Origin of the sequence: Rhizobium sp. BK008 (genome assembly GCF_014197345.1) — a bacterium.
Lineage (GTDB): Bacteria > Pseudomonadota > Alphaproteobacteria > Rhizobiales > Rhizobiaceae > Rhizobium > Rhizobium anhuiense.
Map to the genome: position 1 here is coordinate 73,123 of NZ_JACIFK010000007.1, position 26,049 is coordinate 99,171.

Annotated in this window: 27 protein-coding genes; 12 read left to right on the forward strand and 15 right to left on the reverse strand. The window is 62.6% G+C overall.

The window, feature by feature from the left end; genetic code table 11:
* Positions 1-579 precede the first annotated feature (579 nt).
* The 7 genes from FHT69_RS24490 to dnaN form a co-directional block, all read right to left on the reverse strand.
* Positions 580-1,560: a complex I NDUFA9 subunit family protein gene (locus FHT69_RS24490; RefSeq protein WP_028758381.1), complete on the reverse strand. Its 981-nt coding sequence runs from the start codon at positions 1,558-1,560 to the stop codon at positions 580-582.
* 113 nt (positions 1,561-1,673) lie between these two features.
* Positions 1,674-1,961, reverse strand: a complete 288-nt coding sequence (locus FHT69_RS24495; RefSeq protein ID WP_028758382.1) for a DUF1330 domain-containing protein — start codon at positions 1,959-1,961, stop codon at positions 1,674-1,676.
* 28 nt (positions 1,962-1,989) lie between these two features.
* A complete protein-coding gene (pyrF, locus tag FHT69_RS24500) occupies positions 1,990-2,697 on the reverse strand; it encodes an orotidine-5'-phosphate decarboxylase (protein WP_028758383.1) in 708 nt (235 codons plus the stop codon).
* 6 nt (positions 2,698-2,703) lie between these two features.
* Positions 2,704-3,285, reverse strand: a complete 582-nt coding sequence (locus FHT69_RS24505) for a histidine phosphatase family protein (RefSeq protein WP_183906089.1) — start codon at positions 3,283-3,285, stop codon at positions 2,704-2,706.
* A 1-nt stretch (position 3,286) separates the two neighbouring features.
* Entirely contained in the window at positions 3,287-3,886 is a 600-nt protein-coding gene (gene pmtA / locus FHT69_RS24510) for a phospholipid N-methyltransferase PmtA (RefSeq protein ID WP_028758385.1), read from the reverse strand.
* A gap of 96 nt (positions 3,887-3,982) precedes the next feature.
* The gene (locus FHT69_RS24515; protein ID WP_097543186.1) at positions 3,983-4,894 is read right to left on the reverse strand and encodes a DUF72 domain-containing protein; all 912 of its coding nucleotides are present in this window, start codon (positions 4,892-4,894) and stop codon (positions 3,983-3,985) included.
* 54 nt (positions 4,895-4,948) lie between these two features.
* On the reverse strand, positions 4,949-6,067 hold the full coding sequence (gene dnaN, locus FHT69_RS24520; protein WP_028757665.1) for a DNA polymerase III subunit beta: 1,119 nt from the start codon (positions 6,065-6,067) through the stop codon (positions 4,949-4,951).
* Between the two features lie 93 nt (positions 6,068-6,160).
* Here dnaN and FHT69_RS24525 point away from each other — a divergent pair, with 93 nt between their 5' ends.
* The 4 genes from FHT69_RS24525 to FHT69_RS24540 all read left to right on the forward strand — a co-directional run bounded on the left by FHT69_RS24525 (position 6,161) and on the right by FHT69_RS24540 (position 8,212).
* Positions 6,161-6,319 (forward strand): hypothetical protein, encoded by a 159-nt coding sequence (locus FHT69_RS24525; RefSeq protein ID WP_164735984.1) that lies wholly within the window; start codon positions 6,161-6,163, stop codon positions 6,317-6,319.
* Positions 6,316-7,233: a 16S rRNA (cytidine(1402)-2'-O)-methyltransferase gene (gene rsmI, locus FHT69_RS24530; RefSeq protein ID WP_097543188.1), complete on the forward strand. Its 918-nt coding sequence runs from the start codon at positions 6,316-6,318 to the stop codon at positions 7,231-7,233. The genes FHT69_RS24525 and rsmI overlap by 4 nt, the downstream gene beginning before the upstream one ends.
* Positions 7,223-7,591, forward strand: a complete 369-nt coding sequence (locus FHT69_RS24535; RefSeq protein WP_097543189.1) for a YraN family protein — start codon at positions 7,223-7,225, stop codon at positions 7,589-7,591. Before rsmI ends, FHT69_RS24535 begins: the two co-directional genes overlap by 11 nt.
* A gap of 117 nt (positions 7,592-7,708) precedes the next feature.
* On the forward strand, positions 7,709-8,212 hold the full coding sequence (locus tag FHT69_RS24540; RefSeq protein ID WP_028757730.1) for a cupin domain-containing protein: 504 nt from the start codon (positions 7,709-7,711) through the stop codon (positions 8,210-8,212).
* A 22-nt stretch (positions 8,213-8,234) separates the two neighbouring features.
* On the opposite strand, the gene FHT69_RS24545 is transcribed toward FHT69_RS24540, so the two are convergent.
* Positions 8,235-9,275, reverse strand: coding sequence for a LacI family DNA-binding transcriptional regulator (locus tag FHT69_RS24545; protein WP_097543191.1), 1,041 nt, complete (start codon positions 9,273-9,275; stop codon positions 8,235-8,237).
* A 333-nt stretch (positions 9,276-9,608) separates the two neighbouring features.
* Here FHT69_RS24545 and FHT69_RS24550 point away from each other — a divergent pair, with 333 nt between their 5' ends.
* The 5 genes from FHT69_RS24550 (at position 9,609) to FHT69_RS24570 (ending at position 16,028) form a co-directional block, all read left to right on the forward strand.
* Positions 9,609-10,595, forward strand: coding sequence for a sugar ABC transporter substrate-binding protein (locus tag FHT69_RS24550; RefSeq protein ID WP_028757440.1), 987 nt, complete (start codon positions 9,609-9,611; stop codon positions 10,593-10,595).
* Positions 10,596-10,735: 140 nt separating this feature from the next.
* Positions 10,736-12,271 (forward strand): sugar ABC transporter ATP-binding protein, encoded by a 1,536-nt coding sequence (locus FHT69_RS24555; protein WP_183906090.1) that lies wholly within the window; start codon positions 10,736-10,738, stop codon positions 12,269-12,271.
* Positions 12,255-13,289: an ABC transporter permease gene (locus FHT69_RS24560; protein ID WP_028757442.1), complete on the forward strand. Its 1,035-nt coding sequence runs from the start codon at positions 12,255-12,257 to the stop codon at positions 13,287-13,289. The genes FHT69_RS24555 and FHT69_RS24560 overlap by 17 nt, the downstream gene beginning before the upstream one ends.
* An 86-nt stretch (positions 13,290-13,375) precedes the next feature.
* Entirely contained in the window at positions 13,376-14,323 is a 948-nt protein-coding gene (gene gshB / locus FHT69_RS24565) for a glutathione synthase (protein ID WP_183906091.1), read from the forward strand.
* 172 nt (positions 14,324-14,495) lie between these two features.
* Positions 14,496-16,028 carry a YifB family Mg chelatase-like AAA ATPase gene (locus tag FHT69_RS24570; RefSeq protein ID WP_183906092.1) on the forward strand — a complete coding sequence of 511 codons (1,533 nt, stop codon included), beginning with the start codon at positions 14,496-14,498 and terminating at the stop codon, positions 16,026-16,028.
* A 288-nt stretch (positions 16,029-16,316) separates the two neighbouring features.
* Here the strand turns inward: FHT69_RS24570 and FHT69_RS24575 are convergent, their stop codons facing one another.
* The 3 genes from FHT69_RS24575 to FHT69_RS24585 form a co-directional block, all read right to left on the reverse strand.
* Positions 16,317-17,204, reverse strand: a complete 888-nt coding sequence (locus FHT69_RS24575) for a DUF4037 domain-containing protein (protein WP_246780757.1) — start codon at positions 17,202-17,204, stop codon at positions 16,317-16,319.
* Positions 17,205-17,592: 388 nt separating this feature from the next.
* Positions 17,593-18,555 (reverse strand): cysteine synthase A, encoded by a 963-nt coding sequence (cysK, locus tag FHT69_RS24580; RefSeq protein WP_125841891.1) that lies wholly within the window; start codon positions 18,553-18,555, stop codon positions 17,593-17,595.
* A 144-nt stretch (positions 18,556-18,699) separates the two neighbouring features.
* Entirely contained in the window at positions 18,700-19,317 is a 618-nt protein-coding gene (locus FHT69_RS24585) for a LysE family translocator (protein ID WP_183906093.1), read from the reverse strand.
* 234 nt (positions 19,318-19,551) lie between these two features.
* On the opposite strand from FHT69_RS24585, the gene FHT69_RS24590 reads away from it, so the two are divergent.
* Positions 19,552-20,070, forward strand: coding sequence for a Dps family protein (locus tag FHT69_RS24590; RefSeq protein ID WP_028757396.1), 519 nt, complete (start codon positions 19,552-19,554; stop codon positions 20,068-20,070).
* Positions 20,071-20,117: 47 nt separating this feature from the next.
* Here FHT69_RS24590 and FHT69_RS24595 read toward each other — a convergent pair whose 3' ends face one another.
* On the reverse strand, positions 20,118-21,020 hold the full coding sequence (locus FHT69_RS24595; RefSeq protein WP_028757397.1) for a DMT family transporter: 903 nt from the start codon (positions 21,018-21,020) through the stop codon (positions 20,118-20,120).
* Positions 21,021-21,132: 112 nt separating this feature from the next.
* Here FHT69_RS24595 and FHT69_RS24600 point away from each other — a divergent pair, with 112 nt between their 5' ends.
* The gene (locus tag FHT69_RS24600) at positions 21,133-21,597 is read left to right on the forward strand and encodes an Lrp/AsnC family transcriptional regulator (RefSeq protein WP_028757687.1); all 465 of its coding nucleotides are present in this window, start codon (positions 21,133-21,135) and stop codon (positions 21,595-21,597) included.
* 35 nt (positions 21,598-21,632) lie between these two features.
* Here the strand turns inward: FHT69_RS24600 and FHT69_RS24605 are convergent, their stop codons facing one another.
* Together FHT69_RS24605 and dut are read right to left on the reverse strand one after the other, a co-directional pair.
* Complete coding sequence (locus FHT69_RS24605) at positions 21,633-22,532, reverse strand: GNAT family N-acetyltransferase (protein WP_183906094.1); 900 nt, start codon at positions 22,530-22,532, stop codon at positions 21,633-21,635.
* Positions 22,532-23,002, reverse strand: coding sequence for a dUTP diphosphatase (gene dut / locus FHT69_RS24610; RefSeq protein ID WP_097594975.1), 471 nt, complete (start codon positions 23,000-23,002; stop codon positions 22,532-22,534). Before dut ends, FHT69_RS24605 begins: the two co-directional genes overlap by 1 nt.
* Positions 23,003-23,093: 91 nt before the next feature.
* On the opposite strand from dut, the gene FHT69_RS24615 reads away from it, so the two are divergent.
* Positions 23,094-24,677 carry a peptide chain release factor 3 gene (locus FHT69_RS24615; RefSeq protein WP_063474801.1) on the forward strand — a complete coding sequence of 528 codons (1,584 nt, stop codon included), beginning with the start codon at positions 23,094-23,096 and terminating at the stop codon, positions 24,675-24,677.
* Positions 24,678-24,695: 18 nt separating this feature from the next.
* Here the strand turns inward: FHT69_RS24615 and FHT69_RS24620 are convergent, their stop codons facing one another.
* Complete coding sequence (locus FHT69_RS24620; RefSeq protein ID WP_246780758.1) at positions 24,696-26,048, reverse strand: HlyD family type I secretion periplasmic adaptor subunit; 1,353 nt, start codon at positions 26,046-26,048, stop codon at positions 24,696-24,698.
* Position 26,049 lies beyond the last annotated feature (1 nt).

The window sequence follows — 26,049 nt, forward strand, 5'->3', positions numbered from 1 at the left end:
TTTTTCAGATAGCTATATTGAGAATAGGCGTCTGCCGCTGCTTTTGAAGCAGGCAATACCGAGCGTTCATTGTGGAGCGCCCTTGTTCGGCGTTCCCGACGGCTTGTCGTTATGAGATGCCGGCGCAGAGGGCCGACCTTTTCGTCAATGGCTGATCGAAGCCGTCGAGCAAGGATCGACGCCATAGGCCGGCGAGCAGTCACCCTTTACCGCCGCGACCGAACCGGGCGCAACGAAGGAGCCTGCCAGGATAATTAGCGCCGCACACGCAAAAAGGAGCGCGATTGACTTGCCCATCGAGAAATGCCTTTCACAGTGATTGCCGCACGCTATCGCAGGCGTTGAAACCGTCCGAAGACGCGCGGGTTTGGTAGTCAGTGGAATGACAAATAGCAATAAACGTTCCTGCTAAATTTGGCGTTAATTCCACAAAATTTCCGATGCGTCTTTTATGCAACGCCGCGTAATATGACCGGCAAACAATCATTTCAAACTTGCGCCAGCTTTGCGTGAAGCCACGACGGCAAAACGCCGTCCGCATTGTCTGCGAACGGCGTTGTCAGAAGGCTGTAAAATTGGTCAGGCGGCCTTGCCGGTGCCGGTGTACTGGCCGTGCGGGCGATAGTGGACGAGGTAGGAGCCGAGCACCGATGCCACCATGGTGGGCGTAATACCGAGGCCCTTCAGAGTGCGGCCTTGCGCCTCGGCTTCCCCGGAGACGACATTGTCGCGCTTCAGCATGCGCACCTGATCCGGCGTGATCGGTGGCGTCACAAAGGGGACCAGCGAGGCGATGCTGCCGATCATTGAAGCGATGCCGAAAGGCAGGGATACCAGTGGGTTCTTGCGGCACGTCACCTTCAGCATCGTCTCGAGACATTCGCGGAAGCTCAGCACCTCGGGCCCGCCAAGCTCATAGATCTTGCCGCCGGCGACCTTGCCGTCGACGGCGCGGGCGACGGCCTCGGCGACATCCTCGACATAGACAGGCTGGAATTTCGTCTTGCCGCCGCCGACCAGCGGCAGGATCGGCGACATGCGCGCCATCTCGGCGAATTTGTTGAAGAAGCTGTCCTCTGGTCCGAAGACGATCGACGGACGGAAGATCACTGCATCGGGCTTGACCGAGAGGATGGCCGTTTCGGCGCGACCCTTGGTGCGGCCATAGTCCGAATCGGATTTCGCGTCGGCGCCGATCGCCGAAATATGGGTCAGCGTCGCGCCTGCCCCGCGCGCAGCTTCGGCGACCGCACGGCCGCCGAATTCCTGCACGGCGTCGAAAGTGTTGCGGCCGGCCTCGTGCAGAATGCCGACGCAGTTGACGACATGGCTCGCACCGTCGACGGCGCGGTCGATCGAGTTGCGATAGCGCAGGTTCGCCTGCACGAAGGAGATCTGGCCGACATTGCCGAGCGGCTGCAGGAAGCCGGCGAGATCGGGACGGCGCACGGCGACGCGGATGTTGTAGCCGCGCTTGGCCAGCGCCCGGACCACGTGCCTGCCCACGAAGCCGGACCCTCCGAACACGGTGACGAGCGGCGGCAGGTTGGCAAGGGTCATGGCAGGCTCCTCGAGAGGCTTGGCGGGATGCTTAATTGGCTCTCGTCTTAGCCCAATCCCGACGCGACGGGAAGGCCCATCGTACCGTCAGTTTTGCGGGATGCGAAGCTGCTCTAGACGCCTTCGACGACGACCATTTCCGCATCGGCCACTTCCTGGCGGATTTTCGCGGCGATCTGGTATTCCGGCGAATTATAGCAGTCGACCGCATGCTGCAGCGAGGGAAATTCGATCACCACGTTGCGCACGCGCGCCTTTCCCTCGAGTTCGGTGAAGGCGCCGCCCCGCGCCAAGAAATTCGCCCCATATTTTTCGAAGGCCGGCTTGGCGGCCGCCACATAATCCTTGTAGCGCTCGGCATCGCGAACGTCGACGCGGGCGATCCAGTATCCCTTGGCCATGGTCTTCTCCCTTTTGTCGTTGAAACGATTAGCGGTTTGCCGGCCAGAGCGCACTCACCATCTCGCTGAGGATGGCGCGGGCGGCCTCTTTCGGATCGGGCGCCTTGACGATCGGCCGGCTGACGACGAGATGCGTCGCCCCCGCCTTCAGTGCGTCGAAAGGCGTCATCACCCGCTTCTGGTCGCCCTTGTCGCTGCCGGCCGGGCGAATGCCGGGGGTGACGATCGCCATGTCGGGGCCGACGATCTCGCGCACCTCGGCCGCTTCCGCCGCCGAACAGACGATACCGCCCATGCCGGCTGCGCGCGCCTGTTCGGCGCGGCGCAGCACCAGGCTGTGCGGATCTTGGCTGTAGCCGGCCTCGGCAAGGTCGTCGGCGTCCATCGAGGTCAGCACGGTGACGCCAAGCAGGCAGAGGCCGGAGCCGGCGGCCGCCTCGACCGCCGCCCTCATCGCTTTCGGATAGGCATGCAGCGTCAGCATCGACATGCCCATCTTGGCGATGTTCTCGACGCCGGAGGCAACCGTGTTGTCGATGTCGAGCAGCTTCATGTCGAGGAAGATCTTCTTGCCGCTTGCGGCAAGATCGCGGGCGAATTCCAGGCCGCCGGCAAAGACCAGCTGATAGCCGATCTTGTAGAAGAGAATGTCGTCGCCGAGCGTCGAAACCAGTCTTTCCGCCTCGCCGATCGTTGGAACATCCAGGCCGACGATCAATCGCTCGCGTGCGTCCATGTGAAGTCACCCCCGCCAGTCTTCGATGGGCGTCCAGTCGCATGTTAGGCCGAGATCCGCAAGGCCGAAAGCATAGAGATTGCCGCCGCCGCCCGGCTGGTCGCGGTCGCGCGAAATCGGTCGGCCGGCCAGATGGCATTTGAGCAGCGTGCCAACGCCGCCATGGCCGACAAAGGCGATGGGTGCAGCCGCATCATGCGTGGCAAGAACGGCGTCGAATGCCTCGACGATGCGGGCCTGCGCATCGACGGCGCGCTCCCAGCCCTTGAAGCTCTGTTCCGGATGGGCGAAGAACCAGTCGGCCGCCTCTTCGAATTGCGGCGGCGGCAGGAAGCCGGTGGCCGAGCGGTCGTTCTCGTGCATGGCGGGCACGACCTCGATGCTTAGACCGGAGGCGACTGCCAGGATCTCAGCCGTCTCGATCGCCTTCGTCTCGTCGCTGGAAATGATGCGGGTCAGCCGCTTGGCCCAATCGCTCGACGCAGCCTTACGAGTGCGTTCGACGCCGACATCGGAAAGCCCCCATTTCGGCACAGGCACGTTCGCGTCGATCTTGACCTGCGGATGGGTGACATAGATCCCGAACATCTCAGCCTCGCTTGTAGATCCACAGCTGCGCCGGCGGAATGTTGCGGACGACGAAGTCGAAATGCTGAATGTGATAGCGGTCGGGATTGGCGGCGATTGGCGAGATCGCGCCGTAGGAGATTTGCACCACCGGCCGTCCGGCCGGTAGGCGGTCGAGCAGGCTTTCGAGCAGCGACACCCGCATCGCCATCGGGAAGTTCAGCAGCGGAATGCAGGAGATGACGCAATCGAAGGTCCGGTCGCCGTAGTCGCCGAGCGTGGCCTGAAGATCGAAGGCATCGCCATTGATGAAGTGCACGCCGGGATAGGTCCGCAGCAGATGTTTGTGGAAATCCGTCGAATATTCGATTGCGACGAGATTTTCCGGCCGGACGCCGCGGCCGAGGATGGCCTTGGTGATGGCGCCTGTGCCCGGTCCGAGTTCGAGCACCGGCAGCCCGGAATGGATGTCGACAACGCTTGCCATGCGCTTGGCGGTGATCGAGGAGGTCGGCACGATCGAGCCCACCGTTTTCGGCCCCTGCATCATGCCCCGGAAGAAGCGGATTTCGTCATCGAACTTCTTGCCCAGCCGTTCCTTCACCTTGACCCGTAAGCTCATTCTCCACCCATCCGCATGTTGATCGAATGCCCTTAATATGCCGCTTGTCGCTGAAGGGACAAGGATTTTCGCAACAAGGACATCGGCATCAACAACTCATGCCGCTTTTGGGTGGGAGCGAGGCATGAGATCGGCGAGCCTCTGGCTTAAGTGATCGGCGTCGACGGGCGCGCGCAGTTTCTTGTCGGTATTGTCGAAATAGAGATAGACGTCGCGGCCCTTGCTGCGCGCCGCAAGCGGCGCCAGCACCCGCGTCGCATTCTCCGGTTCTCCGCCGGTTGCCCAGGCGCGGATGCGTTGCGCCCAGATGTCGAGGGCTTCGTCCTCATAGCCGCTGACATAGAGCTGTTCGGAACCATGCAGGCGGCAATAGATGAAATCGGCGGTGATATCCATCAGCAGCGGCCATTTCACCGTATCGGCGCAGACGAGGGCGATCTGTTGGCGCCTCAGCATGTCGATGAAGGCGGGTGATCGGAAGCTCTCGTGGCGAATCTCCAGGGCATGGCGGATCGGCTGTCGTCCGTCGATTTCAAGCCAGGCTCGCCCCTTGACGTGTCCGTCGTGCCGCCGGGCCAGGTTTGCCGCCGCTTCGCCGTTATGCGGCAGCAACGCCAGGAAATTTTCGAAAAGATCGGGATCGAAAGCCATGTTCGGCGGGAATTGCCAGAGGATCGGCCCGAGCTTGGGGCCAAGCCGCAGCAGACCCGAGGCGAGGAAATTGGCGAGCGCCGTCTCGATATTCTGCAGCCGCAGCATATGGGTGATGAAGCGCGGTCCCTTGACCGCAAAGACGAAATCATCCGGCGTTTCGTCGCGCCAGCGGCCGAAGCTTTCAGGCCGCTGCAAGCTGTAGAATGTGCCGTTGATCTCGATCGAACGGAAATGCCGGGCGGCGTAGGAAAGCTCCTGCTTCTGCGGCAGGTCTTCCGGGTAGAATTGGCCGCGCCAGGGCGCATAGGTCCAGCCGGATATGCCGATACGCACCGTTCCCGTCTTTTTCGTCATCGGATCCTCCGCTTTGACAGGAGGAAAAACGGAGGCGGGCGGCCTTCGTTCCGGTCAGACGCGCATCGGCATCAGCACGTAGAGCGCATCGTCGCCTGCCGTGTCGCGGATCAGCGTCGGCGAGCCGGCATCGGCCAGCAGGAAGATCGCTTCTTCGCCGGAAAGCTGCGCGGTGATGTCGAGCAGGTATTTGGCGTTGAAACCGATTTCCATCGCATCGGTGTCGTAACCGACGGCGACTTCCTCGGTCGCACTGCCGGAATCGGGATTGTTGACGGTCAGCATCAACTGGCCCTCGGAAAGCGCCAGCTTCACGGCGCGGCCGCGTTCGGAGGAGATGGTGGAGACGCGGTCGACGGCCTGGGCGAAGCTCGTGCAATCGACGCGCATTTCCTTGTCGTTGCCTGTGGGGATGACGCGCTGGTAATCCGGGAAAGTGCCGTCGATCAGTTTCGAGGTCATGACGATCGAGCCGATCGTCAGCCGGATCTTGGCGTCGGAGACCTCGACCGTCACGACAGCCTCGGGATTGTCGACCAGCTTCTGCAATTCGCCGACCGTCTTGCGCGGAATGATGATGCCGGGCATGCCTTCGGAGCCGGAGGGCGCGTCGACATCGGCGCGCGCCAGCCGGTGGCCGTCGGTGGCGACCGCCCGAAGTTTCAGCTCGCCCTTGCTCTCGATCGTGTGGAAGAAGATGCCGTTGAGATAGTAGCGCGTCTCTTCCGTCGAGATCGCGAACTGGGTGCGGTCGATCAGCATCTTCAGGTCGGCCGCCTTCAGCTTGAAGCTATGCGTGAAGGTGCCGGCGGTGAGATCAGGGAAGTCCGATTCCGGCAGGCACTGCAGCGAGAATTTCGAGCGGCCGGACTGCACGGTCATTGCGCCGCCATCGGTGCTGGTGGCAAGCAGCACTTCCGAACCGTCGGGAAGCTTGCGGACGATGTCGTAGAGCAGGTGGGCCGGAACGGTGGTGGCGCCGGGCTGCTCGACGCTTGCCGGCGTCGCCTCGGTGATTTCGAGGTCGAGGTCGGTCGCCTTCATGTCGAGGTTCTGGCCATCGGCCTTGAGCAATACGTTGGACAGGATCGGGATCGTGTTGCGACGTTCGACCACGCGGTGGACGTGGTTCAGCGATTTCAACAGGTTTGACCGCTCAATAGTAATACGCATGGGATGCTACCGCTTTCGACCGTGACTGTCCGGGCGCATCGAGCACCCGAAGAATGCTGTCCCGACTTGAGGTCGGGGGAGTGGACGGGCAAAATGGCAGACTTCAGCATGGCTTTGCAAGAGGCATGCACGGTCGGGCGCCTGCATTTGCGGTTTTCCAGAGCAATGCTCACAGAAATCCGAACCCTTGCCGAAGTGGTGCCGCTCGCCCATAAGGGTTCGATGACGGCGGGACGAAAGCAAATGGCATGAATGAGGAAACCACAGCGGATGCCGCCACCCGGCGAAGCTTCCGCCTGCACAATGCGACGGTGCCGGCGCGGCCGCTGGAGCCGGCGCTCTATCTCGTCGCCACCCCGATCGGCAACCTCGGCGACATCACGCTGCGTGCGCTGGAAACGCTGGCCGGCGCCGATGTGCTCGCCTGCGAGGATACGCGCGTCACCCGCGTGCTGCTCGACCGCTACGGCATCCAGAACCGCCCTTTCGCCTATCATGAGCACAATGCCGACGAGGCCGGCCCGCGGCTGCTGCAGGCGCTCGAAGCCGGCCGGTCGGTGGCGCTGGTGTCCGATGCCGGCACGCCGCTGGTGTCCGATCCCGGTTACCGACTGGCGCAGCAGGCGATAGCGGCAGGTTACCGCGTCATTCCCATTCCTGGCGCCTCCGCGCCGCTCGCAGCCCTTGTCGGCTCCGGCCTGCCGAACGATGCGTTTCTTTTCGCCGGTTTCCTGCCGGCAAAGGACAAGGCCCGCCGCGATCGTCTGGGTGAGCTTGCCGCAGCCCCCGCGACGCTGATCTTCTTTGAATCGCCGCATCGCATCGGCGCTACGCTTGTCGCCGCTGCAGACGTGCTCGGAGCCACGCGATCCGCCTCCGTCTGCCGCGAACTGACCAAGACCTATGAGGAGTTCCGCCGCGGCACGCTTGCCGACCTTGCCGCCCATTATCAGCAGGTGGAAAACGTCAAGGGCGAGATCGTTCTCGTCATCGGTCCGCCGGAGCCGGTCGAGACGGATGAGGCCGACGTCGACGCCGTGCTCGCCGACCTGTCGAAATCAATGCCGACGGCAGGCGCCGCGACCGAGGCGGCCCGCCTCACCGGCTTGCCGCGCAAGGTGCTCTATCAGCGCCTGCTGGAGATCAAGAACGCCGATGGCCGATAGCGACCTCACCGCCATCAGGAGGAAGGCGCTGCGCCGGGGCCGCATGTCAGAATATGTCGCGGCCGCCTTCCTGATGCTGAAGGGTTACCGCATCCTGGCGCTGCGCCACCGCACCCGGCTCGGCGAGATCGACATCATTGCCCGCAAGGGCGATCTCGCCGTCTTCGTCGAGGTCAAGGCCCGGCGGGGCGAAGCTGCGGCGGTCGACGCCGTCTCCATCGCCGCGCAGAAGCGGATAAGGGCGGCAAGCGATCTCTGGCTCGCCCGCCAGGCGGATCAGGCCCGCCTTTCCCTGCGCTACGATATCGTGGCGATCATGCCGGGCCGGCTGCCGCGGCACTTCATTGACGCCTTCTGACCTCTTTCGACCCATCGGATTTCCGGATCGTTAAACTTTTAGTTCCCGCGTGAACCAGCTTCTTACGACTCTCTGCTACCCCAAATCTCGGTAGGGATAACAATTGGGGATTGTTTCATGGCCTGGAAGCTGATGCTTGCGAGTGCGGTCGCCATGGCCGCGCGCTCGGTGCCTTATGCCGTGGCGAAGCCGGCCGGGAAATCCTTCGTTGCCCATGCGAGCGGCCTGCTGCCGCTGAAGTCCACGCCGATCAACCCGGACTGGATCGTCAGCGGCAACCCGCAGGCCCGCACCGCCGAACATTCCCGCGGTCATGACGAGGCGTCGCTGACGGCGATCTGGGATTGCACGGCGGGCGAATTCCGTTGGTATTTCGGCTGGGACGAGACGGTAATGATCCTCGAGGGCGAGGTCCATATCACCGCCGAGGACGGCACCGAACGAACCCTCAGCACCGGCGACGTCGCCTTTTTCGCCGGTGGAACCTGGGCGAGCTGGCGGGTCGACAACTACGTCCGCAAAGTCGCCTTCCTGCGCAAGCCTTTCCCAAAGCCCTTGGCGATCGCCTACCGCCTCCGCAACATGCTGCGCAATGGCGGCAACCAGGGCATCGCCGCCTGAAGATCGATTTCGATTTTCGAGGTTAGTGCTTATCGGGCTGGGGCGGGGCGGTCGTCTCCCCCTTGAGAATCTCGCACGCAAACAGGATCGGATTGTCGAGATCAGGCGCAGTCTGCTTGTTCAACAGAACGGCGACCGCCGCTGCAGCCATGTCTTGAATCGGCTGCTTCACGGTCGTCAGGCGCGGCGTGGTCATGCTGGCGAGCGGGATGCCGTCGAAGCCCATGACGGAAAGGGCTGCCGGTATCGGGATTCCCAGATCATGCGCCGCCCGCATGCAGCCGATCGCCTGCTGGTCGGAACTTGCAAAAATCGCCGTCGGCCGCTCGTTGCGCGCCCGCGCCAGAAGATAATTTCCTGCCGAACGGCCGCTCTCATAGTCGAAAGCCGCCTCGGCAATCAGCGGTGATCCCGCCATTGCCGCGCGGCCGTCCGCCTGCTCGCCAGCCTGCTCGCCAGTCCGCTCGATCGCATCGAGGTAGCCTCTGAGGCGATCATTGGCGGGGACGGAGTGGCTGGGCCCGGAAATGAAGCCGATGCGGCGATGGCCGAGCTGCAGAAGGTGCTCGACGCCAAGGCGAACGCCATTGCGGTGATCGGCGGCAATGCCGGAATATCCTGGCATGAGACGGTCGATGACGACGATCGGCAATCCTTTCGGCAGCTTGATCGTATGGAAATCGATGCTCGGAACCAGAATGATCCCGTCGACCTTTCGGCTTGTCAGCTGCTTGATGCGATCAGCCTCTTTGGCCGCATGATCGAGCGACGTCATGACGATGATATTATAGCCGTGATTGGCCGCTGCCTGTTCCACGGATTGGACAAGTTCCGAGAAGAACGGATTGGTCAGATCCGGAATGATGATGCCGATGAGGCGGCTGACCTTGCTGCGCATGCTTCGCGCCGACGGGTCCGGCATATAGCCGAGCTCTTTGATGATCCCGGTAACGCGCGCCCGCAATTCCTTCGTCACCGAGGGATGATCGTTCAAAACCCTGGAAACGGTCCCGGTGGAAACGCCCGCAAGCTTGGCAACGTCTCTAATTCCGACCTTTGACATAACGGAAACAGTGGCCCTTCATCTTCGCCTTCACAACACGCCCGGGGCGTCTGATCGAGGCTTCCAGCTAATGGTCTTTGCGGCTCTCGTCAAAGGGCCGAATTTCATTGGGACGGCCCATCATCCATAGCATGAGCACCGCCACGCGCAATGGAAACGGTTCATCATTCACGCTTTTAGATGTTTTCGACGGGGTCATCTTTGAGGTCATCCGGCCCGAATTCGGCAGCTTGACAATTTTTTGGAGCGTGTTACCCAGATGGCGTTGGAAACGGTTCATTGCCGCGGGCAACTCAGATGGAGCTGAGCCCAGAACCGTTCGGGAGGAGAAAAATGTCCCATTCTATGAAGCGTGAATCCGTCTTGATCAGTGCGCCGCGCCGTACGGCGTTGAAGGTCGGACTTGCCGGCGCCCTGGCGCTGGCGCTGTCCTGCGGCGTGTCGCCCGCCTTTGCCGCCGGCAAGCCGAAGGTCGGCCTGATCATGAAGTCCTTGTCCAATGAGTTCTTCAAGCAGATGAAGGCCGGCGCCGACAAATATGCGGCCGAGAACAAGGACAAGTTCGACTTCAAGGCCGTCGGCATGAAGGACGAGCGCGATTTCGCCTCGCAGGTCGATGCCGTCGAAAACTTCGTCACGCAGAAATACGATATCATCGTCGTGGCGCCCGCCGATTCCAAGGCGATGGCGACCCCGCTGGCAAAGGCTGTGAAGGCCGGCGTCAAGGTCATCAACATCGACGTGCCGCTCGATGCCGATGCCAAGAAGAAGGCGGGGATCGATCTCGCTTTCTTCGGCCCCGACAATCAGGAAGGGGCAAAGCTTGCTGGCGATGCACTGGCCAAGGATCTGGGGCCGGGCGCCAAGGTCGTCATCCTCGAGGGCAATCCCGAGGCCGACAATGCCAAGGAGCGCAAGGAAGGCTTCATGGATTCCGTCAAGTCGGGAAAGCTTGAGCTTCTCGACAGCAAGACGGCCCATTGGGAGACCGAGGAAGCCAATACCGTCATGACGAATTTCCTGACGAAATATAAGGATATTCAGGGCGTGATGGCGGCCAATGACTCCATGGCCCTCGGCGTCGTCAAGGCGCTCGATGCGGCCGGCCAGGCCGGCAAGATCAAGGTTGTCGGCTTCGACAACATCCCGCCGGTTCAGCCGCTGATCAAGGACGGCAAGATGCTTGCCACCGTCGAGCAGTATGGCGCGCAGATGGCGGTCATGGGCATCGACTATGGCATGCGGGAACTGGCCGGCGAAAAATTCACCGGCTGGGTCAAGACCGACGTCAAGCTGGTCACGGCAGCCGATCTGAAATAGTCGGATTGCCGGCCCCAAAAGCGAATGTGGCGCCGGCTGCGGCCGACGCCATTTCCACCAATCGATTGACGCGTTGATCGCTCCGGGTGAGGCTCGTTCGGGCCTCTCCGATGCGCGTTGCGCCGAGGTTTGAAGAGACCATGCATGAGGTCGACGTGTCAGACACAGCAGATGACGACATTCTGAGGCTGGAGGGGATCGGCAAGCGCTTCCCCGGCGTTGTGGCGCTCAAGGATGTCTCCATGCGGATCGGCCGCGGCAAGGGGCACGTTCTTCTGGGCGAGAACGGGGCTGGAAAGTCGACCCTGATCAATCTGCTCGGCGGCGTCTTCAGGCCGGATGACGGCCACATCCTGTTTGACGGCAAGCCATACCATCCTGCCTCGCCGTTGGAGGCGTTCAAGGCGGGCATCCGGGTCATTCACCAGGAGCTGCATCCGCTTTCCAACCTGACGGTTGCCGAAAACCTGCTCTTCGAGCATCTGCCGCGCCGCTACGGCCTGGTGAACTACAAGGAAATGAATAAGAGGGCAGCCGAACTCCTGGAGGAGGTCGGCCTCGATGTGGCCCCGACCACGCTGGCGAGCCGCCTCAGCGTCGCGCAGCTTCAGCTGGTCGAGATCGCCAAGGCGCTTTGTTACGAAAGCAAGCTTCTCGTTCTCGATGAACCGACGGCAACCCTGACCTCCAAGGAGGTCGATCGCCTCTTTGAAATTCTGAAACGCCTGAAGCAGCGAGGCGTCACCACGCTCTATATCTCGCACCGGCTGGAGGAGATCTTCGAAGTCGGTGACGATGTGACGGTGCTGCGCGACGGCCAACACGTGATCACCCGGCCGCTGGCAGGGCTGGCTATTCCCGACATCGTCGAGCTCATGGTCGGGCGCAAGCTTTCGGATCACGGCATTTTCCGCGGCGACAGCGTGGTCTCAGGCGAGGCGCTCGGCGTCTCCGGCCTGAAGGTGACGCGCCATAGCCCGGAACTGTCATTTTCCGTGGCAAAGGGCGAGATTGTCGGTATTGCCGGTCTCGTCGGCAGCGGCCGGACGGAGGCGGTTCGCGCCATATTCGGCGCCGACGCCAAGGCGGCCGGCGAAATTCGCCTGAATGGCGAGCCGGTCGAGATCCACTCGCCGCAGGATGCCGTTGCGGCCGGGCTCTGCCTGGCGACCGAAGATCGCAAGATGCAGGGCTTGATGCTCGATATGAGCTGCGCCGAAAATACCACCATCACCGATCTCGCCAAGATCTCCCGCAACGGCCTGATCAGGCGAAGGGCCGAGGAGGATCACGCGCAGCGCCTCGTGCGTGAGCTGCGGATCAAGACCCCGTCCATCCGTCAGGCCGTCAGGACCTTTTCCGGCGGCAATCAGCAAAAGGTCGTCATTGCCAAATGGCTGTTCCGCGGTCCCAAGGTGCTGATTTTCGATGAGCCGACCCGCGGGATCGACGTCGGTGCCAAGGCCGAGATTTATGAGCTCCTGTGGAAGTTTGCGGCCGAGCAAAAAGGTGTCCTGGTCGTGTCTTCCGATCTGCCGGAACTGATCGGCATCTGCCATCGCATCATCGTCTTTTCCGACGGCAAGATCGCAGGGGAAATAGCCCGGGACCAATTCGACGAGAGCAGGATCCTTTCGCTCGCCTACAAGGAGTACAGCCGTGTCCGCCAACATTGAAGAACAGACCGAGGCGAAAACTGGGGCGAAAGAGGTGAGCGTCTGGGACAAGCTGATCCGGATCTCGATGAAGGAAGCGGGCGTCGCCATCGCCCTCATCCTGATCCTGGCGTTTTTCTCGGCGACGGCGCCCTATTTCGCGACGCCGGAGAATTTTCTGAAGATCTTCGTGCAGATCGCCATCAACACCGTGCTGGCCGCGGGCATGACCTTCGTCATCCTCGTCGGTGGCATCGATCTCTCCGTCGGCTCGCTGCTTGCCCTTTGCACGGTCATCGGTGCGACGATCATGATCAATCCGGCGTTTTCGCCATGGCAGGCGATTGTTCTCGCCTGTCTGGCGTCGATGGGCACCGGCGCCATCCTTGGCGCGGTCAATGGCTGGATCTGCGAGAAGTGGAAGCTTCCGTCCTTCATCGTCACCCTCGGCATGCTGAACGTCGCCAGCGGCCTGGCCCGCGTGGTCAGCGACAACTCCACGATAACAGGCCTGCCGCAGCCTTTCGTCGATTTCGGCAACCTGATCTTCTGGGGCATCTTTCCGTCGATCTTCCTGATTGCGATCGTCGTCGTCCTGATCGGCTGGTTCGTGCTGCGCTATACCGTCTTCGGGCGCTTCGTCTTTGCCATCGGCACCAATGAAGAGGCTGTGCGGCTGTCGGGGCATCAGCCGAAAAGATACAAGATCGCGGTCTTCACGATCTCCGGGCTGACCGCCGGCATTGCCGCCATGGTCTATCTGCTCCGCCTCAATGTCGGCAGCCCGGTTGCCGGCATCGGCTATGAGTTGAACGCCATCGCCGCCGTCATCATCGGCGGCACCAGCCTCTCCGGCGGCAAAGGCTCGATCATCGGCACGCTGGTCGGCGCCTGCATTCTGCAGGTGCTGTCGACGGGATTGCAGCTGCTCGGCGCCGACGACAATATCAAGCCGATCGTCATCGGCGCCGTCATCGTGCTCGCCGTTATTCTCGACAGCTATCGCGGCCGGCTGATGCGGATCCTTGAGACGCGATGATCAGGGTGCCCCGGAAGGCCTTGATTGGCCGTTGCGTTTGAAATCTGGCCGACCTACATCTGTCCGGCAGTCAGGAAGGGACGGAAATGGCCAAGATCACCAATGTAGCGGTCCAGATGGATCATGTCGCCGGCATCAATATCGCAGGTGATTCCACCTTCGCCATGAGCCTGGAAGCCCAGGCGCGCGGCTACCGGCTCTTCCATTATACGCCCGACCGCCTGAGCTTCCGCGACGGCAAGCTCTTTGCCAGCGTCGAGCCGATGCTGCTGCGCGACGTCAAGGGCGATCACGTCGAGCTTGGTGCGCCGGAGCGCGTCGATCTCGCCACCATGGATGTCGTGCTGCTGCGCCAGGACCCGCCCTTCGACATGGCCTATATCACCTCGACGCATCTGCTCGAGCGCATTCACCCGAAGACGCTGGTCGTCAACGATCCGGCCTGGGTGCGCAATTCGCCGGAGAAGATCTTCGTCACCGAATTTTCCGACCTGATGCCGAAGACGCTGATCACCAAGGACCCGGCCGAGATCCGCCGTTTCCGCGACGAGATGGGCGATATCATCCTGAAGCCGCTCTACGGCAATGGCGGCGCCGGCGTCTTTCATTCAACCCGCGACGACCGCAACCTCTCCTCGCTGCTGGAGATGTTCGGCCAGCTGTTCCGCGAACCCTTCATCGCCCAGCAATATCTGCCCGATGTGCGCAAGGGCGACAAACGCATCATCCTGGTCGACGGTGAATTTGCCGGCGCCATCAACCGCGTCCCGGCCGAGCACGACAGCCGCTCCAATATGCATGTCGGCGGCCGCGCCGAGGCGACCGAACTAACGTCGCGCGAGCAGGAAATCTGCGCCCGCATCGGCCCGGCGCTGAGAGAACGCGGCTTCCTGCTCGTCGGCATCGACGTGATCGGCGATTACATGACCGAGATCAACGTCACCTCGCCCACGGGCATCCGCGAGGTCAAGAAGTTCGGCGGCGCCGATATATCAAGCCTGCTCTGGGATGCGATCGAACGCAAACGCGGCTGACCGGCAAATCATGCCCGTTTTGATCCCGCGGCCGGGTACAACCCGGTCGCCGCGGATATCCAGATACGTTCCTTGATTGTTCTTGTTTTATTCCCGATTCCATGCCAGATTGCAACCGCTGGCTTTCAAGGGCCGGGGGCGGTATAAGAGTTTGCGGCAAGGGGATGGGTTTATGGTCGCGCGTGTCAGCACGGTGGCATTCCAGGGCATCGAAGGCGTGCCGGTCGAGGTTCAGGTCATGGTCGCGCCCGGCAAGGTCGGCATGCAGATCGTCGGCCTGCCCGACAAGGCGGTTGCCGAAAGCCGCGAGCGGGTGCAGGCCGCCCTCCATGCCTCCGGCCTGGCGCTGCCGGCCAGGCGGGTAACCGTCAATCTGGCGCCCGCCGATTTGCCGAAGGAAGGCTCGCATTTCGATCTGCCGATCGCCCTTGCGCTGATGGCCGCCCTCGGCGCTATTCCCGCCGATGCGCTGTCGGATTTTGTCGTTGTCGGCGAGCTCAACCTCGATGGCACGATCGCCGCCATCGCAGGTGCGCTGCCGGCCGCGATCGGCGCCAATGCGCTCGGCAAGGGGCTGATCTGCCCGGCCGAAAGCGGCGCCGAAGCTGCCTGGGCGGGCGCCGATGTCGATATCCTCGCGCCCCGGAGCCTGATCGCTCTTGCCAATCATTTCCGCGGCACGCAGGTCCTCTCCAGGCCGGAGGCATCGATCCGCGCCAATGCCGCCAACCTGCCGGACCTTGCCGAGATCAAGGGCCAGGAAAGCGCCAAGCGGGCGCTGGAGGTCGCAGCCGCCGGCGGCCATAATCTCCTGATGGTCGGGCCTCCAGGCTCCGGCAAGTCGATGCTGGCGGCCAGGCTGCCGTCGATCCTGCCGCCGCTTTCGGCCGCCGAACTGCTGGAGGTGTCGATGGTCCACTCGATCGCCGGCCAGCTCTCCGGCGGCAAGCTTTCCGACCGCCGGCCCTTCCGCACCCCGCATCATTCCGCCACCATGGCCGCCCTCGTCGGCGGCGGCCTGCGCGCCCGTCCGGGCGAAGCCTCGCTTGCCCATCACGGCGTGCTGTTTCTCGACGAATTTCCAGAGTTCACGCCGCAGGCGCTCGATGCGCTGCGCCAGCCGCTCGAAGGCGGCGAGTGCGTCATCGCGCGTGCCAATCACCGCGTTTCCTATCCGGCGAAATTCCAGCTGATCGCGGCAATGAACCCCTGCCGCTGCGGCATGGCCGGCGAGCCCGGTCATAGCTGCGCCCGCGGCCCGCGCTGCATGAGCGACTACCAGGCCCGCATCTCCGGCCCGCTGATGGACCGCATCGATATCCGCATCGACGTGCCGGCCGTCTCCGCCGCCGATCTCATCCGGCCGATGGCGGCCGAAAGCAGCGCCGACGTCGCCCGCCGCGTCGCCCGCGCCCGCGAGATCCAGCAGGAGCGCTTCGAAAGCGCCGGCGCAAAAGGCATCGGTACCAATGCCCGCTGCTCCACCGCCATGATCGAGAAACTGGCCGAGCCCGATGCTGGCGGCCTGCAGCTGCTGCGCGACGCCGCCGAGAAAATGAAATTCTCCGCCCGCGGCTACCACCGCGTCCTCAAGGTCGCCCGCACCCTGGCCGATCTCGACGGCAAACCGACGGTCGGCCGCATCCATCTCGCCGAAGCGATCTCCTACAGGATCGCCGGGGAGAGGCTGACGGCGGCGGCGTAGGAAAAGGGGCGCCGAAGCACTCAAATACTCTGTAAAATGAATTTCAATTCGTCATGCGCAGGATAGTAACACACGCTGTGCAACGGCCCGCTTTCGGAATGACAGAGCGATCAACTGCGTAACTGGCTCATCATCCTTTGAGAGAGCTTGGCGTCTTCAAGCAAGGGCGTAAGGTCGCTGACCTGATCCAAAGAGCCGACAATCGGCAACTGTCTGATCGACGCGTCCGCTATCGCTGAACACGTGGTCTCTACCGCATCGTCAGCGTTGATGGTCGTAAATGGCCGGTCATGGTATGGACCCACGATTGGCTCGAAGGAGGCGATGCCGATCGCATTTTGCCTGTGCGCCAATTCCAGGTAAGCCCAAGCGAGCGCGTCCTCTCGCTGTCCATGCATTCGAATGTAAGGCCCGCTTCAGGTGGGGTGAGAGCGCCTCTGCGATCGGGAGCCTGGCAAAGCCGCTGCCGAGCCATTTCGAATAGGGGGCGTACCGGCGCTCGAGCAGGAACCCCATTCTCATCACGTCCCGCACCAGCCGCGCGGCGATGACCCGCGAACCCAGGTCGTCTCCGACTTGCCCCGCGCGACCGACAAATGCCTGCTCTTCAGAGATGCGCCGCCACTGACACGCAATCTTGTAGAGCCACACGTCTTCTGGGAAATATCCCAGGCGATCACGGGCCTGGCTCAAGCGGCTGTCGTCATCATGAAAGACGGCGCCTGATGTGAAGGCGAGAAGCTTTTGCTCTGCGAAGCCCAGCCATTGAAGAGCGTTGAGGTTTCCCACCGACCGAACGGCGAAGTGGCCTTCCAGTAGCGCTTCGAGCGTATGAAATTCCAGTCCGTGTTCAAGCGCTCCGGCTGCCTCGACGCTATTTGACGCCGGATGTGGTCGGCTGCGCCAGCCGATAGGTTCTCCAAGATAGTCAGCCGGCGCAAATTTGGAAAATTCATCGACCAATCGCCGTGCACAATTGCCGAAATCATCTCGGCTCAGGAGGATGTGGACGCGTGGCCCCCAATTGTGGTCCTTGGAAACCTCGTCGTCAAAACCGATGAGCTCCGAACCATAGCCGATCAGTGCGGCGGAATAGCGGAGCTCTGGCGCAGCCTCGCTCAACCAGGGCCGAACGATATCAGTATAGAAACCGCGTGATAATTCGATCCCTTGCATGACTTCTCGCCGTGGTCTTGATGCCATTACGATTGGAACGCAGCCGCCTCAGAGGGCCAACCGAAAATGATCGGTGTGGTCATCTTCGACACCTCGGTCAAGGAGATTGCCGAGGCCAGCCCCTCATCCGGTTGCCGCCACCTTCTCCCCGCTCGCGGGGCGAAGGGGGATAGCCGTAACCTCTCCGTTCCTCTCCCGCCTCTCAGGGCACGTCCCCTCGCCCCGTTTACGGGGAGAGGGTTAGGGTGAGGGGCAGTCATTCGGCGCAAACCGGACTGCCGTAGCCTGATGCGAGGATCCGCTGGATATCAACCGGCTGCAGAACAAGCCCGAGCATGACCGAAGCGCCGCGCCACGTACGAAGATGAATGCCCGGCCAAGCTCTGCCTCAGCTCCCCAGCCCCTCAAACAGCGCCGTCGAGAGATAACGCTCTGCGAAGGAGGGGATGATGATGACGATGTTCTTGCCGGCGTTTTCGGGACGGCTGCCGACCTTGATGGCGGCGGTCAGCGCTGCCCCCGAGGAGATGCCGACCGGTACGCCTTCGAGCCGGGCGACGAGGCGCGCCTGTTCGAAGGCTTCGTCATTGGTGACGGTGACGACCTCGTCATAGATGCCGGTATCGAGGATCTTCGGCGCAAAGCCGGCGCCGATGCCCTGGATCTTGTGCGGGCCTGGGTTGCCGCCCGACAGGATCGGCGAATCCGCGGGTTCGACGGCGATGATCTTGATCTCGGGCTTGCGGCTCTTCAGCACCTGGCCGACGCCGGTGATCGTGCCGCCGGTGCCGATGCCGGAGACGACGATATCGACCGTGCCGTCGGTATCGTTCCAGATTTCCTCGGCCGTCGTCTTGCGGTGGATCTCCGGATTGGCCGGGTTTTCGAACTGCTGTGGAATGACGGCATCGGGCAGCGACGACGCCAGTTCCTCGGCCTTGGCGATGGCGCCCTTCATGCCCTTCGGGCCCTCGGTCAGCACCAGCTCGGCGCCGAGCAGCGCCAGCATCTTGCGGCGCTCGACCGACATCGTTTCCGGCATGGTGAGGATCAGCCGGTAGCCCTTGGCGGCGGCGGCAAAGGCAAGCGCGATGCCTGTGTTGCCGGAGGTCGGCTCGATCAGCACCGTCTTGCCGGGAGTAATCTTGCCCTGCGCTTCGAGGCTCTCGATCATCGCGACGCCGATGCGGTCCTTGACCGAGGCGATCGGGTTGAAGAATTCGAGCTTGCCGATCAGGTTCGCCACGACGCCCTTTTCCCGCGCCAGCTTGTCGAAGCGCACGAGCGGCGTATCGCCGATGGTTTCGGTGATCGAGGAATAGATGCGGCCGCGGCCGGGTTTGTGCGACATGGGTGCTCTCCCTTTGAAATCCTGCCCCTGGAATCGAGGGGAGAATAGGGTCAAAGGCCGGTCTAGGCCAGAGCGCGTTCGGCCCGGAGATGCGGTCCGCGGAGAAAAAAACCTTTGAAAACCGTTTCTTGTCGAATGTTTATTTCAGGCAGCCCGCGTGGCGATGAAGGCCGCCGTGCCCGCCAGGATACCGGCCGCAACCCGGTTCAGCGCCTGCAAGGCCCGCGGCTCTCTCAGCATCGTCCGGGCTCGCGAGGCAAGCAGCATATAGGGCACCAGCACGACGATCAGCACCACGAAGGTAACAGTGAGCAGGAGCGCATAGTCTGACAAGCCGATATGGCCGATATCGATCAGCGTCGGCACCAGGGCGACATAGAACAGCATCGTCTTCGGATTGCCGAGCGTCACCAGCAGGCCGGAGAGGAAGGACAGGCCGATATTGCTCGATTTGCGCGCCGCGATATCCTGCGGCAGCAATCCCGCCGTCCAGAGCTTCCAGGCGATGTAGCCGAGATAGAGGGCGCCGGCGATCTTGATGGCGATGAACACCTCGGTGAAGCTCTGCGCCACGAAGGCGAGGCCGAGAATGACCGCGGTGAGATAGGTCATGTCGCCGAGCACCAGGCCGAGGCCCATGAAGAAGGTCTCGCGGAAATTCGAGCCGAGCGCCCGTGCGACGATCGCGGTGATCCCAGGTCCGGGAATGGCCGCGGCGATCAACAGCGCTCCGGCATAGGTGATCAGGACGGTGAGGCTCATCTTCTTAACCCACAGGGCTTCTGCCGCCCTCTATAGGCAAGCCTTGCTGCCGCATCAATGCTTTGGCGCTGATCCGTCCATAACCATAAAGAATAGGTCTGCTGAACCATGATCTACTTGGAAAGCGACCCCGCCTTGCTATCTCTCCCTCTGCAAATGCGCGATCAGCGTCCTCCGCGTCTCCCGAAAGGGAGCGCAACGCCGCGGAGATTTTCATCACCAAGGAGAAAATGAATGTCCCCCAGCTCAGCCGAAACCCGCAGGCTTTCGCCGCTCAAGACGCCGTCCAGCCTGTCGACCAACGCCATTACCGATATCTCGGCGGCGCTGACCGCCCTGCTTGCCGATGTCTTCACGCTTTATCTGAAGACCAAGAATTTCCACTGGCACATGTCCGGCCCGCATTTTCGCGACTATCATCTGCTGCTCGACGAACAGGCCGAGCAGATCTTCGCCATGACCGACGACATTGCCGAACGTGCCCGCAAGATCGGCGGCACGACGCTGCGCTCCATTGGCCAGATCGCCCGCCAGCAGCGCCTTTCGGACAATGACGCCGATTTCGTTACGCCCGAAGACATGTTGTCGGAATTGCGCGAGGACAATGCGCAGCTCGTTTCGCTGCTGCGCGAGGTGCATGGCCTTTGCGACGAGCATAATGACGTCGCGACCGCCAGCCTGATCGAGAACTGGATCGACGAGGGCGAGCGCCGCACCTGGTTCCTGTTCGAAACGACACGCCCGCAGAGGTAACATCGGCAACCGGACGTCTCAGCCGTCGCTGTCGGGACGCCCAGCTCTCAGCCCTCGAGCGCCCGCGGCCGCAGCCAGCGCGGCGTCCAGCCGAGATTCATGCCGGCGGCGGCAAGCAGGATAATCGCCGCACCGGCGATCTGCATCGGCTGCAGCGCGTGGCCGAAAGCCAGCCGGTCGACGAGGATTGCGGCGATCGGATAGATGAAGGACAGCGCGCCGGTGAGATGCGTCGGCAGCCTCTGGATCGCGCCGTAGAGCAGCACATACATCAGCCCGGTATGGACGACGCCGACGGTGACGAGGATCGCCCAGCCGCCGACATCTTGCGGCGGATTTGAAAAGTCGGTCATCGGCGCCAGCATCAGCATGCCGGTGGCGACCTGGATAAGCGCGATCAGATGCGGCGGCGTGCCTTTGAGCCATTTCGCGGCCAGCGCTGCCAAGGCGTAGAAGAAGGCGGCGCCGAGCGCCATCAGGATGCCGAGGCCGTAGCCCTCCGATATCGCTCCGCCCGCCTCCGGTTTTGCCTCGACGATGGCAATCATGCCGGCGAAGGCGAGCGTCAGCCAGAACAGCTTGGTGGCGGTGATCTTCTCGCCGAGGAAGAGCGCACCGAGCACCAGCAGCATGAAAGGCTGGGTGTTATAGACGGTCGTCGCAATCGAGATCGTCGCATGCGAATAGGAGGCAAACAGCAACAGCCAGTTCAAGACGATGGCGACGCCGCCAAAAATGGCGATGCCGAAGGCGCGCAGCGTGATGATACCGGGCCGCAGCAGCCCGAGAGCGCCGCAGATGACAAGCAAGGTGAGCGCGCCGAACAGGCAGCGCCAGAAGACCACGCCGCTGACGGGCTGTCCCGACATGACGACGAACCAGCCGATCGTCCCCGAGATCAGCATCGCTGCCGTCATTTCCACCGTGCCCCGTCTGATGTCGCTACCCATGATAACCTCCGCCTTTGATGGCATGATAATATTGCGGCCGGAGGCGATTTTATATAAGGATAAAAAGGAAGATGATCGATATCGCCTAATCATCATAGGAAAGTGGATCGCCATGGCTAATGATGTGCAATCGCTCGACGAGGTCGATCAGGCCATCCTCGAAGCGCTGGCCGGCAATGCCCGGATCTCGCTGAAGGAGCTGGCGCAGCAGGTCGGCCTGTCCTCGCCGAGTGCCGCCGAGCGCCTGCGCCGGCTGGAGGAGCGCGGCGTCATCAAGGCTTTCACCATTGATCTCGATCCCGCCGCCGTCGGTTATCCCCTGCAGGCGATCGTGCGCGTGCGTCCGTTGCCGGGGCAGCTGCACATCGTCGAGCGCATCATCCAGGACATTCCCGAAATCGTCGAATGCGACAAGGTCACCGGTGAGGATTGTTTCATCGCCCGCCTGGTCATCCGCTCGATGGCGGAGCTCGACGGCCTGCTCGACCGGGTTGCCGAAAGGGCAGAAACCAACACCTCGATGATCAAGGCCTCACCGGTCAAACGCCGCCTGCCGCCGCTTTCCCGGAAAAAGTAAACGTCGACAGAACCGGTCCCTTTGCTGGAGCTGCTCTAAAAATCCGCCATCGGCGACAGCATCGCCGGGAAATTCGGGATAGTATCGCCAAGCCCGCGCAGCATCAGCCTCGTGCCGCTTTCCAACGGTTGCGGGACGCCTGCCCAGCCGAGCCTGTCGGGACAGAAAAGCACCTCGACCGTGGCGGGCACGATCTCCAACCCGCCGAGGATTGCTGCAAGCGAGGGCATCTCCGCCGCCACCACGTCGAGAAGACGGAAGCGGCCCGTCTCGTCGATCTTCCAGGCGATGGCCGCCTGCCGGTCTTCCAGGAAGCTGAGGCGGATATCGGGATCGAGCTGGGTATTGATCAGAAACATCGCCGCATTGACGGTGACACCAAGCGATGTCGAAACCGGGCTTCGTCTTTTCAGCAGCGATTGCAGCAGGGCAAGATCATCCGCATGCGTCGGCGCAAGCAGCCGGGCGGGTGCGGCTGATGCCGAAGGGGCGGGTGCCGCTCCCTCGTATCGGTGCAGCGGTATCGCACGGAAACCATAAGGTTCGTAGAGAGACGGCTTGTCGGTATAGAGGATGACGGCTTCAAAGCCCTGCCGCTCGCACCAGTCGAGCGCCTTTACCGTCACGTCGCGATAGAGCCCGCGGCCACGCCATCGTGGCCGCACGGCGCCTGATTGAAGCCCGGCGGCATGGACGATCCTGCCGTTGATGACGAAGGGCAGCGCAAAGGCTGAGATATTCGCCGCAAGCTCGCCATTGCCGTCAAACCAGCCGAAAGGCATGCTGGAGGGATCGGGTCCGCCGAGCTGTTGCAGCGGCCCGATATCGATGCCGAAAATATCCTGAAGCAGGTTGACCAGCGCCGCCCAGCCGGCGGGATCGCCGAAATAATCCTGCCGGAAGGTCAGGCCAGCGCTGTCGAAGCGCCTGGTCATCACACGCCGGTGGAGCCGAAGCCGCCTGCGCCGCGCAGCGTTTCGCTGGCCTCGGTGATCTCCGCCACCCGCACCTGCGTCACCGGTGCGATCACCATCTGGGCGATGCGCATACCGCGCTCGATGACGAAGGGCTCCTCGCCGAGATTGGCGAGCAGCACTTTCACCTCGCCGCGATAGTCGCTGTCGACGGTACCCGGCGAATTCAGGCAGGTGATGCCGTTCTTGAAGGCGAGGCCGGAGCGCGGCCGCACCTGTCCCTCGAAATGCTCGGGGATTTCGAAGATGAAGCCGGTCGGCACCAGCGCCCGTTTGCCCGGCAGAAGCGTCAGTGGTGTCGCCTCGTCGATGGCGGCGCGCAGGTCCATGCCGGCCGCCCCCTTGCTTTCATAGGCGGGCAGGTCGAGGCCTTCGCCATTCGGCAGGCGGATGAGGTTCAGCGTCGGGCTGAGATCGTGATGAATGGTCATGGGCCATTACTTTGCGCGTGGAAGGGCAAGGTCAATTGCATTGCCGGGCTTTAATCGCTAGATACGCGGCAATTCCACAGGATTCACAAGTATGGCCGAAAGTCTCGCCGAGGCGGTCTCCCGCCGCCGCACATTCGCTATTATCGCCCACCCGGACGCGGGTAAGACGACGCTCACCGAAAAGCTGCTGCTGTTCGGCGGCGCCATTCAGCTTGCCGGTGAAGTCAAGGCGAAGAAGGATCGAATGCAGACGCGCTCCGACTGGATGAAGATCGAGCGCGAACGCGGCATCTCGGTCGTCACCTCGGTGATGACCTTCGAATATAACGATAATGTCTTCAACATCCTCGACACGCCGGGTCACGAGGATTTCGCCGACGACACCTATCGCACGCTGACGGCCGTCGATGCCGCCGTCATGGTCATCGACGCCGCCAAGGGTATCGAGCCGCGCACGCTGAAGCTCTTCGAAGTCTGCCGCATGCGTGATATTCCGATCATCACCTTCATCAACAAAATGGACCGCGAAAGCCGCGATCCCTTCGAGATCCTCGACGAGGTGGAAGAGAAGCTGGCGCTGGATACGGCGCCGATCACCTGGCCGGTCGGCCGCTCGAAGACCTTCTGCGGTTCCTACAATATTGCCGCCAACACGGTGCGCGGGTCGGATACCGAAATCGAGGGAACGCCGGTCAACGGCCCGCAGAGCGTTGCCGGCCGGTTGCCGGAAAACGAGCGCCAGGCATTCGTCGAGGAGACGGAGCTGGCGATCGAGGCCTGCCGCCCCTTCGACCGCCAGGCCTTCCTGGAAGGCCATATGACGCCGGTCTTCTTCGGTTCGGCGTTGCGCAATTACGGCGTTCGCGACCTCATCAACGCGCTCGGCGATTTCGCGCCGCCGCCGCGTGACCAGGTCGCCGATACCAGGACGGTGCATGCGACGGACGACAAGATGACGGCCTTCGTCTTCAAGATCCAGGCCAACATGGACCCCAACCATCGCGACCGCATCGCCTTTGCCCGCATCTGCTCCGGCAAGCTCGAGCGCGGCATGAAGGCCAGGCTCGCCCGCACCGGCAAGCAGCTTGGCCTGACGGCGCCGCAATTCTTCTTCGCCTCGCAGCGCCAGCTCGCTGACACCGCCTATGCCGGCGATGTCGTCGGCATTCCCAACCACGGGACGCTCCGGATCGGCGATACGCTGACCGAAGGCGAATCCCTGGTCTTCCAGGGCGTGCCGAACTTCTCGCCGGAAATCCTGCGCCGCGTGCGCCTGGAAGACGCGATGAAGGCAAAGAAGCTCAAGGAAGCCCTGCAGCAGATGGCCGAGGAAGGCGTCGTCCAGCTGTTTTCGCCGGAAGACGGCTCGCCGGCGATCGTCGGCGTCGTCGGCGCCCTGCAGCTCGACGTGCTGAAGGAGCGGCTAATGGCCGAATACGGCCTGCCCGTCTCCTTCGAAATGTCGCGTTTCTCCGTCTGCCGCTGGATCTCGGCCGATCAGCCGGCCGATCTCGACAAGTTCCTCACCGTCAAGCGCGGCGATATCGCCCGCGATCTCGACGGCGATCCGGTCTTCCTCGCCCAGGACGGTTTCTCGCTGCGTTATGAGTCTGAGCGTTATCCGGCGATCAAGATGGTCGCCATCAAGGAATATCACGCCGCAAAGGCGGCGTGATCGGTTGGCGGCCTGGGGCTATTTTTCCCGCAGCGCCCGACGGAAGTTCTGGGTGATCGGCTCAGCCAGATAAGCAAGCACGGTGCGGGCCCCCGTCCGGATCATCGCCTCGCTCGACATGCCGGGCAGCAGTTTGCGGCCCTCCAGCTTGGCGAGTTCGCTCTTGTCGATCAGCACGGTCGCGGCGAAATAGGGCGCGCCGCTGCGCTCCTCCCCCATCCGGTCAGCCGAGATGATCTCCACGACGCCGTCGAGTGGCGGGAGGTTGTAGCGGGCAAAGGCCGGGAAACTGACGCGCGCGGCCTGGCCGGGGGCGATCGTCTCGACGTCCTCCGGTCTGACCATGGCCTCGACCACGAGCTGCTGCCCGAGCGGCACGACCGTCATCAGTGTCTCGCCGGGTTTCACGACACCGCCCGCCGTGTGGACCTTCAGGTCCATGATGATGCCGTCAACGGGTGCGACCACATTGGTGCGGGCAAGCACGTCCCTGGCGGTACGTTCCTCCTGTCTGAGGTCGAACAACTCCGCCTCGACCTTGCTCAACTCCTCGACGGCCTCGTTGAGCCGCACCGTGCCGAGGTTCAAGCTTTGCATGTCGATCTCGGCCATGGCGCTTTTGGCGCGAGCGATGGCCGCGACGTTGGTGGCGCGTTCTCCCTCGATCTCCCGCTGTTGCCGTTTGAGCAGCAGGTTCCGTTCGCGCGTGACCAACCCCCGCTTGAGCAGACTGTCGAGGTCTTTGGTTTCGCCCTCGAGCGCCTCGATCTGCTTGTCCTCGGTGATGATAAGTTCCTCCAGTCCGGTGATCTCTTCCGCGGTCTGGCGACGGCGCTGGCTGAGAATTTCCCGCTCGTCCTGCAAATTGTGGTGCTTCGCCGCGAAGACGTCACGCTGTGAGGCCACCGCATCCTTTGCCGCTTTGGCGGAGTTTGCGAGCAAGGCGGGATCAAACTCGATCTCGGCCTTGCCATCACGCTCGGCCTTGAGGCGAGCGGCCAGCGCCTCGCGCGTTGCTATCCGGTTCTGGATCAGATCAAGCTTCGCCTTTGCCTGTGTGCTGTCGAGGTGGATGAGGACCTTACCCGTCTCGACGATATCGCCGTTGGCGGCATTCAACTCCGCGATGATGCCGCCCTCGAGGTGCTGGATGAGCTTGCGGTCGCCGGCAACCTTGATGACGCCAGGCGCCACTGCGGCGCTGTCCAGCGGTGCAAGCGCTGCCCAACCCAGGGCCCCGCCGAAGAACAGGAACATGATCGCGAATCCGGCGAAGGTCACGCCCGCAAGACGCAACGGTACCGGCGCAGCGGGTGGCGAAACGGGTAAGGGGACGACCTTCATGTCCTTCATGTCTGTTTTCATTTTCATG

Excerpts from the sequence above, each read along its gene's own strand:
- cysK (WP_125841891.1), bottom strand. The coding sequence starts at position 18,555 with ATGTCGCACAAACCCGGCCGCGGCCGCATCTATTCCTCGATCACCGAA.
- rsmI (WP_097543188.1), top strand. The coding sequence starts at position 6,316 with ATGAATGAGGAAACCACAGCGGATGCCGCCACCCGGCGAAGCTTCCGC.
- FHT69_RS24495 (WP_028758382.1), bottom strand. The coding sequence starts at position 1,961 with ATGGCCAAGGGATACTGGATCGCCCGCGTCGACGTTCGCGATGCCGAG.
- dut (WP_097594975.1), bottom strand. The coding sequence starts at position 23,002 with ATGACCATTCATCACGATCTCAGCCCGACGCTGAACCTCATCCGCCTG.
- pmtA (WP_028758385.1), bottom strand. The coding sequence starts at position 3,886 with ATGAGCTTACGGGTCAAGGTGAAGGAACGGCTGGGCAAGAAGTTCGAT.
- FHT69_RS24620 (WP_246780758.1), bottom strand. The coding sequence starts at position 26,048 with ATGAAAATGAAAACAGACATGAAGGACATGAAGGTCGTCCCCTTACCC.
- FHT69_RS24490 (WP_028758381.1), bottom strand. The coding sequence starts at position 1,560 with ATGACCCTTGCCAACCTGCCGCCGCTCGTCACCGTGTTCGGAGGGTCC.
- dnaN (WP_028757665.1), bottom strand. The coding sequence starts at position 6,067 with ATGCGTATTACTATTGAGCGGTCAAACCTGTTGAAATCGCTGAACCAC.
- FHT69_RS24605 (WP_183906094.1), bottom strand. The coding sequence starts at position 22,532 with ATGACCAGGCGCTTCGACAGCGCTGGCCTGACCTTCCGGCAGGATTAT.
- FHT69_RS24525 (WP_164735984.1), top strand. The coding sequence starts at position 6,161 with ATGGCAGACTTCAGCATGGCTTTGCAAGAGGCATGCACGGTCGGGCGC.
- FHT69_RS24590 (WP_028757396.1), top strand. The coding sequence starts at position 19,552 with ATGTCCCCCAGCTCAGCCGAAACCCGCAGGCTTTCGCCGCTCAAGACG.
- FHT69_RS24550 (WP_028757440.1), top strand. The coding sequence starts at position 9,609 with ATGTCCCATTCTATGAAGCGTGAATCCGTCTTGATCAGTGCGCCGCGC.
- FHT69_RS24600 (WP_028757687.1), top strand. The coding sequence starts at position 21,133 with ATGGCTAATGATGTGCAATCGCTCGACGAGGTCGATCAGGCCATCCTC.
- FHT69_RS24595 (WP_028757397.1), bottom strand. The coding sequence starts at position 21,020 with ATGGGTAGCGACATCAGACGGGGCACGGTGGAAATGACGGCAGCGATG.
- gshB (WP_183906091.1), top strand. The coding sequence starts at position 13,376 with ATGGCCAAGATCACCAATGTAGCGGTCCAGATGGATCATGTCGCCGGC.
- FHT69_RS24570 (WP_183906092.1), top strand. The coding sequence starts at position 14,496 with ATGGTCGCGCGTGTCAGCACGGTGGCATTCCAGGGCATCGAAGGCGTG.
- FHT69_RS24515 (WP_097543186.1), bottom strand. The coding sequence starts at position 4,894 with ATGACGAAAAAGACGGGAACGGTGCGTATCGGCATATCCGGCTGGACC.
- FHT69_RS24575 (WP_246780757.1), bottom strand. The coding sequence starts at position 17,204 with ATGCAAGGGATCGAATTATCACGCGGTTTCTATACTGATATCGTTCGG.
- FHT69_RS24555 (WP_183906090.1), top strand. The coding sequence starts at position 10,736 with ATGCATGAGGTCGACGTGTCAGACACAGCAGATGACGACATTCTGAGG.
- FHT69_RS24505 (WP_183906089.1), bottom strand. The coding sequence starts at position 3,285 with ATGTTCGGGATCTATGTCACCCATCCGCAGGTCAAGATCGACGCGAAC.
- FHT69_RS24540 (WP_028757730.1), top strand. The coding sequence starts at position 7,709 with ATGGCCTGGAAGCTGATGCTTGCGAGTGCGGTCGCCATGGCCGCGCGC.
- pyrF (WP_028758383.1), bottom strand. The coding sequence starts at position 2,697 with ATGGACGCACGCGAGCGATTGATCGTCGGCCTGGATGTTCCAACGATC.
- FHT69_RS24535 (WP_097543189.1), top strand. The coding sequence starts at position 7,223 with ATGGCCGATAGCGACCTCACCGCCATCAGGAGGAAGGCGCTGCGCCGG.
- FHT69_RS24585 (WP_183906093.1), bottom strand. The coding sequence starts at position 19,317 with ATGAGCCTCACCGTCCTGATCACCTATGCCGGAGCGCTGTTGATCGCC.
- FHT69_RS24545 (WP_097543191.1), bottom strand. The coding sequence starts at position 9,275 with ATGTCAAAGGTCGGAATTAGAGACGTTGCCAAGCTTGCGGGCGTTTCC.
- FHT69_RS24615 (WP_063474801.1), top strand. The coding sequence starts at position 23,094 with ATGGCCGAAAGTCTCGCCGAGGCGGTCTCCCGCCGCCGCACATTCGCT.